The sequence below is a fragment of the Pyrococcus sp. genome (assembly GCF_030153625.1).
Lineage (GTDB): Archaea > Methanobacteriota_B > Thermococci > Thermococcales > Thermococcaceae > Pyrococcus > Pyrococcus furiosus.
Genome location: NZ_JASKLM010000057.1, coordinates 1 through 10,460, shown reverse-complemented (window position 1 = coordinate 10,460; position 10,460 = coordinate 1). Strand labels below are relative to the sequence as shown.

The 10,460-nt window shown below is 40.2% G+C and carries 10 protein-coding genes, 1 tRNA gene and 2 pseudogenes; 5 read left to right on the top strand and 8 right to left on the bottom strand.

Annotated features, from left to right (window positions below):
- A pseudogene (locus tag PWP39_RS08745) lies at positions 1-89 on the top strand (IS6 family transposase); the annotation flags it as partial.
- 19 nt (positions 90-108) lie between these two features.
- On the opposite strand, the gene PWP39_RS08740 reads toward PWP39_RS08745, so the two are convergent.
- The 3 genes from PWP39_RS08740 to PWP39_RS08730 all read right to left on the bottom strand — a co-directional run bounded on the left by PWP39_RS08740 (position 109) and on the right by PWP39_RS08730 (position 2,571).
- Positions 109-1,476, bottom strand: a complete 1,368-nt coding sequence (locus tag PWP39_RS08740) for an ADP-specific glucokinase (protein ID WP_011011427.1) — start codon at positions 1,474-1,476, stop codon at positions 109-111.
- 100 nt (positions 1,477-1,576) lie between these two features.
- Positions 1,577-2,041 carry a signal peptidase I gene (locus PWP39_RS08735; RefSeq protein WP_014835110.1) on the bottom strand — a complete coding sequence of 155 codons (465 nt, stop codon included), beginning with the start codon at positions 2,039-2,041 and terminating at the stop codon, positions 1,577-1,579.
- Positions 2,026-2,571 carry a DUF531 domain-containing protein gene (locus PWP39_RS08730; RefSeq protein WP_193328786.1) on the bottom strand — a complete coding sequence of 182 codons (546 nt, stop codon included), beginning with the start codon at positions 2,569-2,571 and terminating at the stop codon, positions 2,026-2,028. The genes PWP39_RS08735 and PWP39_RS08730 overlap by 16 nt, the downstream gene beginning before the upstream one ends.
- A gap of 67 nt (positions 2,572-2,638) precedes the next feature.
- Between PWP39_RS08730 and PWP39_RS08725 the strand changes: the two genes are divergently transcribed.
- Genes PWP39_RS08725 through PWP39_RS08715 form a run of 3 tightly spaced genes read left to right on the top strand, consistent with a single transcriptional unit; the run spans position 2,639 to position 6,426 of the window.
- Positions 2,639-3,691, top strand: a complete 1,053-nt coding sequence (locus PWP39_RS08725) for a hypothetical protein (RefSeq protein ID WP_011011431.1) — start codon at positions 2,639-2,641, stop codon at positions 3,689-3,691.
- Positions 3,688-4,530: a DMT family transporter gene (locus tag PWP39_RS08720; protein WP_011011432.1), complete on the top strand. Its 843-nt coding sequence runs from the start codon at positions 3,688-3,690 to the stop codon at positions 4,528-4,530. The genes PWP39_RS08725 and PWP39_RS08720 overlap by 4 nt, the downstream gene beginning before the upstream one ends.
- Before the next feature lie 33 nt (positions 4,531-4,563).
- Complete coding sequence (locus PWP39_RS08715) at positions 4,564-6,426, top strand: S9 family peptidase (RefSeq protein ID WP_011011433.1); 1,863 nt, start codon at positions 4,564-4,566, stop codon at positions 6,424-6,426.
- A 47-nt stretch (positions 6,427-6,473) separates the two neighbouring features.
- Here the strand turns inward: PWP39_RS08715 and gyaR are convergent, their stop codons facing one another.
- The gene (gyaR, locus tag PWP39_RS08705; RefSeq protein WP_288073475.1) at positions 6,474-7,484 is read right to left on the bottom strand and encodes a glyoxylate reductase; all 1,011 of its coding nucleotides are present in this window, start codon (positions 7,482-7,484) and stop codon (positions 6,474-6,476) included.
- A 47-nt stretch (positions 7,485-7,531) separates the two neighbouring features.
- On the opposite strand from gyaR, the gene PWP39_RS08700 reads away from it, so the two are divergent.
- Positions 7,532-8,506, top strand: a complete 975-nt coding sequence (locus PWP39_RS08700; RefSeq protein WP_288073474.1) for a hypothetical protein — start codon at positions 7,532-7,534, stop codon at positions 8,504-8,506.
- Here PWP39_RS08700 and PWP39_RS08695 read toward each other — a convergent pair.
- From PWP39_RS08695 to PWP39_RS08680, 4 genes and pseudogenes are all read right to left on the bottom strand, one after another.
- Positions 8,478-9,656: a CBS domain-containing protein gene (locus PWP39_RS08695; RefSeq protein ID WP_288073473.1), complete on the bottom strand. Its 1,179-nt coding sequence runs from the start codon at positions 9,654-9,656 to the stop codon at positions 8,478-8,480. The two genes, PWP39_RS08700 and PWP39_RS08695, sit on opposite strands and share 29 nt — an antisense overlap.
- A 100-nt stretch (positions 9,657-9,756) precedes the next feature.
- Positions 9,757-10,173, bottom strand: coding sequence for a nickel-responsive transcriptional regulator NikR (nikR, locus tag PWP39_RS08690; protein ID WP_288073472.1), 417 nt, complete (start codon positions 10,171-10,173; stop codon positions 9,757-9,759).
- A 48-nt stretch (positions 10,174-10,221) separates the two neighbouring features.
- A tRNA-Leu gene (locus PWP39_RS08685) sits at positions 10,222-10,309 on the bottom strand.
- 61 nt (positions 10,310-10,370) lie between these two features.
- Positions 10,371-10,460, bottom strand: a pseudogene (locus PWP39_RS08680) (IS6 family transposase); the annotation flags it as partial.

Below are 10,460 nucleotides of genomic sequence, written 5' to 3'. Positions count from 1 at the left end.
ATAATTTTGTCAGAATTCATTCTAGTTTTGGTGATCCGCCTGGTGATGTTACTGAATGGCTTCAGGAGGTGATGCCCCAGTTATCCTAACAGTATCAAAAAAGAAAAGTTAGAGAGTGAATGAAAACTCACCAATAAATGCCGAGCTTGAGATGGTGTCCCCAATTCCGACAGTGCTCTTTGGTTTTGCCACTATTTTAGTTGGAATGAAAGCTATTTGATATCCCTCCACTTCTCCTATTCCTTCCTTAATTCCATACTCTGCTCTTAGTTTCTCTTCGACCTGGGTGGCTTTTTCATTGACTGGAACACTTGTGGCTTCTCTTATTTCTTCAAGGCTTGTTATGTTTCCTTTCATGGCCTTGGCAGCGGCTGCTAGGGCTGCAAATAGGAGAGCATCCCTCACGTGCTCTCCCTTGTATTCGGTTAGTGCGAGATAATAACCATACGTGTGGAAGTGTATCCTCTTAACCCCAGTCTTCTTGGCAAGCTTTAACATTGCTTCAGTCACAGCTATTGGATCTACGGGATCGTGGGCCAGTAGTTCTTTTGCGAGCTTCTTCTCTCCCAAGATTTCCATTATTGATGCCAGCTCTACCTCGTTAAGCCCTACACTGTAGAACATTCCAAGAACGTTCAATATCTCTTCTCTAACTTTTTCGTCAGGCGTAAATGCAAATTCCAAGTGAACTGGGATTTCCCTCTCGTTCAGAACCTCCAAGTTCGACTTGACAATCTCAAAAGGCTCCTTGTAGTTCTCTTTTGTTAAAGCCTGCAGTCCACTCAGTATTGCTAACTGGACGTTCTTTATTACTTCGCTAAAGCTTTCTCTAAACTCCTCTCTTATGAAGAGAGTTGTGTTGTAATCATCGGCGGAGCCTATGAATCTATTCTCTCTAGGTGCTTCAAACTCAAAAACTCTGAATCCCCTGGGGAATTCATAAATGTAGTGGATACAGTTCTCTTCGTCTCCACTAAACTCCTTTGGATGGATCAATTTTACTTCTCCATTCTCCAAAGTTGGAACGTAGATCGGGCCGTCCAAGAATAGATTAGCTTGGAGTCTTGAAAGCTGGGGAACGTGAACAATTACAGGAACCCCATAAACTCCTCCCAAGAGATTTGCCATTATTCCAGCTTGGCCTCCCATTCTGAGCTCATTCCAGCCCCATCTCTTCATGTAAAATCTCACTGGGCAACTTTCGACGAACAGTTCTGCAGCTTTTCCCCTTCTTATGCTCCAAAGTATTGAACCAAGGAGTTGAGAGACAGTGTTGATTTTATCTGGGAGCTCTTCTGAATACTTTATCACTTCCTCTTTTCCAGCTTTTATTATTCTTTCCTCAAGGTCCTTGCTGTCCAAGTATTTTATAGCGTCGATGTTTGTGTTATATCCAAGCAGAACCCCTTTAACCTTTGGCACTGATTTTATGGCCTTCTCTATTGCATTTTTATAAAGCTCCTCCCAAGTGGGCATAGATATCACCAAAGGAGATAAATGGAAGATGACTTAAACTTTTCGTTATGCGGTGTCAGGGGCCGATTAGATCATCACCGCTCAGCTACCTACCCTTTCTTCATCCACCTATTCCCAGGAACTCTCTAACCTTTATGGAAATTATTCCTATCCTGGGAAATACAACAAGTGCCTTGGCCTTTATAGCTTCCCCTGGGACACAATCGAGCATCCCATAGGGAGTTGGATAGACATCAGGAACTGGATTATTATCTCCCCAGGTTACGAAGCATAACTCCTCCCTGCCTTCAATTGATATAGTTTTTATCTCCCTAACCCTATGAATTATTGGGTATTTGTAAAGGGGATTTTCATACACGACCACATCTCCCGCTTTGATTTCTTCTGGAGAGACCCCTTTAAGCAAGACTACATCACCTCTGTAAAAGACAGGTTTCATGGACCAGCTGATCACTACAACGAGAGGTGTGTCTGTATGGAGAGCTATCCTCATCCCATAATATATGGAAAACGTTAGTAAAAAGACTAGGACTGTTGAAAGTATTTCCTTTACGGCTTTTTCCATTTTAACGCCTCCATTAATGTTTTTATCCTCGCGGGAATTATTCCAATTGCCGTGCACGTTTCCAAGCTAATTTCTCTTCCATCAGTTATGTCTAAATGGTACTTCGAAATTTCAAAAACTTCTTTGGGCAATCCATGCCTACCGAGACCAATTATTAACATTAGGCTTTTTCCCCTTAGGGCCATCTCAGCGACTTCCCTACTACCAATAACTTTTTCTTTAGAGGGTTTTGAAGTAGTTGCTATAACTTCGCCAAATTGGGGTGGAAAACCTCTTTTTGGAAAATCTAGAAGGTGGAACTTGTTTGACTTTGCAAGCTCTAGGAGATACTTTCCCCCTTCTCCTATTGTGGTTGTGGAAGCTACTCTTTCAGCTACTTCTTTAGGATCATCCGAATCAAAGGGAAAACCAATAAGGGCTAAGTGGAATTCATAAGCGTAAGCAACTGGGGCAGCTCTAGCTATGGCTCTGATATGTGCCTCGTGAAGTTTTTTGGTATCGTATGTATTGTAGAGGCCAATTGTTAGCATCAAATTTAGAAGGTCTGGAAAGTTTAAAAGCACTATCCTTTAATACTATGAATGTAATTTTAATTACATGAAAGATGACATCGTTGAAAGTGTGGAAACTTTGGTTAGGAAAGGAATGATTGAAGAGGCAATTAAGATAGTTGAAAACTTGCAGGAGAACTTTGATAAAGTAATTGCTCTCTGTAAAATAGCTGAATTAACCAGGGACGAGAGTTTTCTCGAAGATGCGATTTACTTCTTAAAAAAGATCAAAGATCATGACAACAAAGCCATAGGGTATGGAGAAGTAGCTAAAGTTTATGCTCTTCTTGGATATGAAGAAGAGAGCCTAGAACTCTTTGAAGAAGCAGTTAAGTTAACAAAAAATCTGAATCCCGTGGATAAGGCAATAACTTTAACAATCTTGGCGAACAGATTAGCTTTAGCAGGTTTTGTAGACTTATCTCTTGAGATGTTTCAGAATGCATTTGCTGAGATTATTGAACTTAATATTGAGTTAACGAAAAAGACAGACTTAATAATTCAATTGGCTGAAATATTGGAAGCCAGTGGAGATGCTTTGGACTCAGAAAATGCACTTAAGTTCTATGAAATGGCTCAAGACATATATAAAAACCTGAAACTGGGCCAAAGGGAAGGGATCATTGAGAAAAAGATTGAACTTACAAGAACTTTAATGCATACAAGCTATCCAGACATTAGGAAGCTTGCGTACGAAGGGAGGTTTATTCAAGCTTTACACGAAATAGAGAAAAGATTTGGTGGAAATAATGTAATTCCCCTTTTGGAGTTGACAGCGTGGGCATATAAGACCAATGTATTTGAAAGATTAAAGCTAAAAGAAATTACAATGGAGAAGTTATCAGCAAGTAAACTCTCTGATGAAGAAAAATTTAAGGTAGTTCAGCTTTTACTTGAAATCGATGATACTTTAAAGGCCTACGAGATAGCAATAACCTTAGAGTCTCAAGAGTTAAGGGAAAAAGCTTTAGTCCTTATTGGCCTAAAGATGATTGATGAAGGAGAAGTAAGGTTTGTGGAAGAGAAAATTTTTCCATTACTCAGCGATGAGAAGAGAGAAGAATTTATTAATTTCCTCAAAAATCTACCCATAGCATGAACGAAAGAAGAAAGGCAGAGCTGGTCCTTCTAGGGGCCACCTTTATCTGGGGATCAACCTTTCCGGTTATGAAGATAGGGGTAGAAGACTTTCCCCCGATTACTTTCATAGCCCTTAGATTTGGCATCGCCTCTTTTGTTCTCTTTTTAGCCCTAAGGAAGCACATTAGAAAAGATGCTCTCTTTCCAGGGTTAATTCTTGGTTTCACGCTTTTTCTTGGTCACGGCTTTCAAATTGTTGGATTGAAGTACACAACACCCTCCAACTCCGCATTTATTACTTCCCTTTATGTTGTCTTCACGCCTTTCATAGCGTTCTTATTCTTCCGTAAGGGGCTTAAGATGTTTGACGCTTTTTCCCTGTCTTTGGCCGTTATTGGGCTTTACCTAATATCGAATGCAGAGTTGAGATTGAATTATGGTGATGCATTGACAGTTGTCGCTGCCCTAAGCTTTGCATTCCAGATAGTTCTTGTAGAATACTTTGGAAACCTGGGAGTTGGACTTGCATTTTGGCAAATATTTTGGAATTTCATTCTCTCTACAGTTTATGCCGGGATTTTTGAGGGAATTTCTCTTCCAAGCGATCCAAAAGTTCTGGGTGGGATAATTTACACAGGAATATTTGCCACGGCATTATCTTTTACGCTTCAGGTAAAATATCAGCCAAAGGTGGAGTCTTATAAGGCGGCAATTATCTACTCATCAGAACCAATTTTTGCCCATCTCCTTGCTCTCGCATTTCTCAATGATAGGTTGCCTCCTAAAGGCTATCTAGGGGCGTTTTTAATTCTCTTAGCTGTGTGGTTGGAACTTTATCAGGAAAGGAAAAACTATTAAACTTTACTTTCAATTAATTTTGGTGATAACGTTATGAGTTCAATCGAATGGAACGAAAAAACGTTTGCAAAGTTTGCATACTTGAGTGATCCCAGGACAAAGGGAGAATTGGTGGCCTATGTATTAACAAAGGCCAACCTAAAGGACAACAAATATGAAAACACAATTGTTATTGAGAACCTCAAGAACAATGCAAGAAGGTTTATTGAAAATGCCACAATGCCAAGAATTTCCCCCGATGGTAAAAAGATAGCTTTTATGAGGGCTAATGAAGAAAAGAAGGTAAGTGAGATATGGGTGGCAGATTTAGAAACTTTAAGTAGCAAGAAAATCCTTGAAGCTAAGAACATAAGATCTTTGGAATGGAACGAAGACTCAAGAAAACTTCTCATTGTTGGCTTTAAGAGGAGGGAAGATGAAGACTTTATATTCGAGGATGATGTTCCAGCGTGGTTTGATGATCTTGGATTCTTTGATGGAGAGAAGACAACATTCTGGATTTTTGACACGGAGAGTGAAGAAGTTATAGAGGAGTTCGAAAAGCCGCGCTTTTCTTCAGGAATTTGGCATAGAGACAAAATTGTTGTGAATGTTCCCCATAGAGAGATAATCCCACAATACTTTAAGTTCTGGGACATCTATATCTGGGAAGACGGAAAAGAAGAAAAGATGTTTGAAAAAGTATCGTTCTACGCAGTTGATTCGGATGGAGAAAGAATTTTGCTCTATGGAAAGCCCGAGAAGAAGTACATGAGCGAGCACAATAAGCTTTACATCTACGATGGGAAAGAAGTGATGGGCATTCTTGATGAAGTTGACAGAGGAGTTGGCCAAGCCAAGATAAAAGATGGGAAAGTGTACTTTACACTCTTTGAAGAGGGAAGCGTAAACCTATACATTTGGGATGGGGAAATTAAACCCATAGCCAAGGGAAGGCATTGGATAATGGGATTTGACGTTGATGAGATCGTTGTTTACCTTAAAGAGACGGCGACTAGATTAAGGGAGCTCTTTACCTGGGACGGTGAAGAGAAACAACTCACTGACTATAATGATCCAATCTTCGCTAAGCTGAAAACTTTCGAACCAGTTCACTTCCGTTATAAAAGCCTAGACTTAGAGATTGATGGTTGGTATATGAAGCCCGAGCTCAAGGAGGGAGAAAAAGCCCCCGTGATAGTATTTGTCCATGGTGGGCCCAAGGGAATGTACGGTTATTACTTCAAGTATGAAATGCAATTAATGGCGGCCAAGGGGTACTATATAGTTTACGTTAATCCCAGGGGGAGCAATGGATATAGTGAAGACTTTGCACTAAGAGTATTAACCAGAACTGGACTGGAGGACTTCCAAGATATATTAAACGGTATTGAGGAATTCCTGAAGCTTGAACCTCAGGCGGACAGGGAGAGAATTGGTATCACGGGAATAAGCTATGGAGGATACATGACAAACTGGGCGTTAACACAAAGTGATCTCTTCAAAGCTGGAATAAGTGAGAATGGGATAAGTTACTGGTTAACCAGCTATGCATTTTCGGACATTGGCTTGTGGTTCGATAAGGAGGTGATAGGGGAGAACCCACTTGAGAATGAAAACTTCAGAAGGCTGAGTCCTCTCTTCTATGCGAAAAATGTTAAGGCCCCAATTTTATTAATTCACAGTCTAGAAGACTATCGCTGTCCCTTAGATCAAAGTTTGATGTTTTATCACGTGCTTAAGGATCTAGGAAAGGAAGCTTACATAGCTATATTCAAGAGGGGAGCTCATGGACACAGCATAAGAGGTCAGCCTAGGCATAGGATGAAGAGGTACAAGCTCTTTGTGGAGTTTTTTGAGAGAAAGCTGAAGAAGTACGAAGAAGGTTTTCCAATTGAAAAAATTTTAAAGGAGTAGCTCAGCGCGCGCTACAGTCATCATGGGTCAGATAGGGATAGAGCTCATCATTGCTCACTAAATCCTGGTTTTCTTATTTTTATAACTTCTTTGTTCACTAATGTTGGTGGAACTTCTCCTCTCTTAAAAGCTATTAAATTCCTTGCTACGAGTTCTGCCATGGCCTCTCTTGCCTCAAACGTTGCACTCCCTATGTGTGGGGTTAAGACTACATTGGCCAAAGAGAACAGCTCTTCGTTATAGTAAGGCTCTTCCTCAAACACATCTAATCCTGCCCCAGCTATCCAGCCTTCCTTTAGTGCCCTGATTAAGGCCTTTGTATCAACGACTTTTCCTCTAGCTATGTTAACGAGTATTGCGGTTGGTTTCATAAGCTTTAACCTTTCTTCGTTTATCATGTACATGGTTTCTTTGGTTAGGGGAACCGCTAAGACGACAAAATCACTCTCTTTAAGTAGTTCTTCTAGGGGTTTATATTCTGCTCCAAGCTCTTCCTCTACCTGGGGTTTCCTAGTTCTTGAATGGTAGAGGATTCTCATATTGAAGCCTTTGGCTCTTCTAGCTATGGCTTGTCCAATTCTTCCAAAACCTACAATCCCTATAGTTTTTCCATAAAGTTCATACCCTAGGAACCACTTGGGATGCCAGGCTATTCCTTTCCTCTTCCATTCTCCACTTCTAACAAACTTGTCCCCCTTCACTACGTGTCTAGCGGTGGCCAATAGAAGAGCGAAGGCATGATCCGCTGTGGCGTTAGTTAGAACGTCAGGAGTGTTAGTGACGTATATTCCTCTCTTTGTTGCCTCATCAACGTCAATGTTGTCATATCCAACGGCATAATTGGCCACTATCCTTAATCGAGGGGCATTGTCAAAAATTTCTCGGTCAATTCTTTCACTTAGCATTGTTACTAGAGCATCAACATCCTTTACTTTTTCTAGCAGTTTCTCCCTGGGAATTTCTCTTTCCTCTTCCCACACTTCTACTTCGAATTCCTCTTCTAGCATGCTTATTCCGTTTTCAGGAATAGCCCTTGTGATGAAAACCTTGGGCTTCACTTTAATCACCAAAAGGATTATTAGAATTGAGTCTTAAATGTATTAGGATGATAAGGGAATTATTCGATGTGAAGGATGCACTAAACCGGGGGGACTTTGAGAATGCAGTAAAGATTGCGGAAAAAATAAAGGACAGTTATTGGAAATCTTATGCTTTCAAATGGATTGCCCAGGAAATTGTTAAAATAGATCCTGAAAGAGCTAGGGAAATTGCCTCTCAGATTTTAATTTCTTCTCTGAGAAATGATACTCTACTCTATCTTTCATATGAACTTGCCAATGGGGAGAAATTTAAGGAGGCCATAGAAACAGCTAAGTTAATTGAGGACAAATATTCTAGAAAGAAAGCCCTTAGAAAGATAACTAATGCTTTATTTAATACTTTAAAAAAGAAAAACGTTCCAGTGGTAAAATTAGGAGAATTAGGTTTAAGTGAAGAAGACGTTGAATTTCTCAAGCCCCTGCCTCCGGGAATTAAATATGAAGATGGCAAATTCTTAATTGATGCTGAAATAATTAGAGTTGGGGAAGTGAGAAAGGGGGTAGTTGATGTAACGGAAACTAAATTTGAAGTTAAGGATGTAAGAGAAAACCTTCAGGGGGACTTTTTGGACTTAACTAATCTTTTAGAACCATTTAAATCAGCATTTTTGGAGGAGTTGGGATTAAAATATTTAGAGGAGGGTAATTTGGTAGAAGCAGAGGGCATTATGAGGAAAATAAAACGGGGAGGAACACTTCCACGGTTATTATTTTTCCTTGGGAGGAATAAAGACGTAAAAACTGTTGTACGACCAATTGACAAAGTACTTCTTGCCTACAGGCTTGCCCTAACTTATAATAATGAAGAAGCTCTAAAGCTTATTCTGGAGATATTTAGCCAAGAGGAAAAACTAAAGGATGTTCTAAGGTTTTTATCATTTGAGCTTCTTGAAGAAGGAAAGAGAAGAAATAATAAGAGAATTCTAGAGCTTTCGAGGAGACTTTTTGAGATCAGCGCCAGAGTTCAAGCTTTTCAATGAACCTCTTTGCATATCTTATATCTCTTTCGAGCTCTGCCTTCTGGAGGAGCTGTCTTTCTATAGCTCTTAATGCATCGTGAACTGCTTGAATTGCTCCCCATGTTTCCCCTGTTGCAATGTACGTTCCCCTATCTGTGACCACTCTCATTCTTGCCTGATATAGATGAACTCCCCTGAACTTCTCGTTGAATCTCCTTATGTAGAGGTATATTATCCCTTCATTTCCTAGCAGGTCTGAATAACCATCCACAAACTTCTTAATGTCATTTATTATTCTCTCTCTTGTAAAGTCGCTTAATATAGCGGCGTCTCCTCCGAGCTGTAAGTAGAACTTTGCCTCCTTTTCAACCATTTTGGAAATTGGAAGCAAGAGATCCTTAACTGTTAATATTCCAACAACTTTGTTGTTTTCGTCAACTACAACCAATCCGTCTATATTGTTGTCCTTCATCGTAGCGACAGCTTCCCTTATGGTTGCATCTGGAAGGATAGTTATAACTCCTCTTATCATCGCCTCTCTGAGCTTCATGCTGAAGGGAGGTATCTTCTCCCCTACAAGCTCTCCAGCTTGTGCCCTAAATCTTGGCTTGATGAACCTTATTATTAGGTCATGAAGCGTCACCAATCCCTCTAATTTTCCTTCTTCGTTCACTACAGGGATTCTTGAGATGCCATGATCTCTCATTGTGGCCAATGCCTTTGCAACTGTGTCCTCTGGAGTTAGGGTAATTACATCTTTCGTCATAAACTCCTCTACTTTTCTCTTTCCGAACTCTTCAGCGACAACTCTCTCTAGCAGTGCTAGATCACTGATAACCCCTATTATTTCGGCTTTATTTTCTCCAACTGGGAGTGATCTTAAATCTGTCTCGAGCATTAACTTTGCTGCGTGGCTTAGATCATCAGTAGGCTTCACAACGGGAGCGGGCTTATACACATCTCTGACCTTTGCCTTAGTCGGATCCCATTTTAAGTGCGACTTTATAATTAAATCCTGAGTGAGAACTCCTTTGTAAACATTTCCATCAAACACAAGAATTAGATCCGGATCTTCCTTCTCAATTATTCCAATTGCTTCAGAAAGTGGGGCATTTATATCAATTTTTGCATATTTATCTGTCATAACTTCTTGGACTTGTATTCCTACCATTTTCAACCACCTCCTTTTCAATATTAAATTTTGTTTTTCTTCCATTTAAACCTATTCACTCCCAAGATAATTTAGTAAACTTTGGTTAATAAAAATTTCGCTAGACTATGTCCTTACCGGTAGTTGTCATTACAAGCTTTCCATGCTTAACTCCTTTTAGGCTCAAAAGCCTGTCAGCAATTTTCTTAATTTTTTTGGCTCTTCCTTTAACTACTATCACCTCCAAACAATTGTGCTCGTCCATGTGGATATGTAGACTTGAAACTATTTCGTTAAGGTATTCATGTTGCAAGTCTAAAAGCTCTTTAACGACGTCAGCTTCGTCGTGATTATAAACTATAGTTATTGTTCCAGCAACTTCCTCATCTCCAAGTTGCCATTCATGCCTCACAACCATATCCCTTATCAGATCTCTGATAGCTTCACTTCTATTAGTGTATCCCATTTCCTCTATTATACTATCAAACTTTTCAAGTAATTCCTTTGGGATAGAAACTCCAAACCTTACAATTCCCATTTATGCCACCTAGAAAAGATACGCCATGAAGAGATAAAAACGTTAAGTTGGTGCGGGGGCGGGGATTTGAACCCCGGAACCCCTACGGGAGGGGATCTTGAGTCCCCCGCCTTTGACCAGGCTCGGCAACCCCCGCTCTCATTTTCTTGCTAAAAATATAGAGGTTTATAAAGTTAACTCGATGCCAAGGGATACTGTCAGGATAACTGGGGCATCACCTCTTGAAGCCACTCAGTCACATCACCAGGCGGACAACCAAACCGAGAATGAAACCTAACAAAATTATA

Coding starts and splice junctions, on each gene's coding strand:
- PWP39_RS08715 (WP_011011433.1), top strand. CDS start 4,564: ATGAGTTCAATCGAATGGAACGAAAAAACGTTTGCAAAGTTTGCATAC.
- PWP39_RS08740 (WP_011011427.1), bottom strand. CDS start 1,476: ATGCCCACTTGGGAGGAGCTTTATAAAAATGCAATAGAGAAGGCCATA.
- nikR (WP_288073472.1), bottom strand. CDS start 10,173: ATGGGAATTGTAAGGTTTGGAGTTTCTATCCCAAAGGAATTACTTGAA.
- PWP39_RS08695 (WP_288073473.1), bottom strand. CDS start 9,656: ATGGTAGGAATACAAGTCCAAGAAGTTATGACAGATAAATATGCAAAA.
- PWP39_RS08735 (WP_014835110.1), bottom strand. CDS start 2,041: ATGGAAAAAGCCGTAAAGGAAATACTTTCAACAGTCCTAGTCTTTTTA.
- PWP39_RS08725 (WP_011011431.1), top strand. CDS start 2,639: ATGAAAGATGACATCGTTGAAAGTGTGGAAACTTTGGTTAGGAAAGGA.
- PWP39_RS08730 (WP_193328786.1), bottom strand. CDS start 2,571: ATGCTAACAATTGGCCTCTACAATACATACGATACCAAAAAACTTCAC.
- PWP39_RS08720 (WP_011011432.1), top strand. CDS start 3,688: ATGAACGAAAGAAGAAAGGCAGAGCTGGTCCTTCTAGGGGCCACCTTT.
- PWP39_RS08700 (WP_288073474.1), top strand. CDS start 7,532: ATGATAAGGGAATTATTCGATGTGAAGGATGCACTAAACCGGGGGGAC.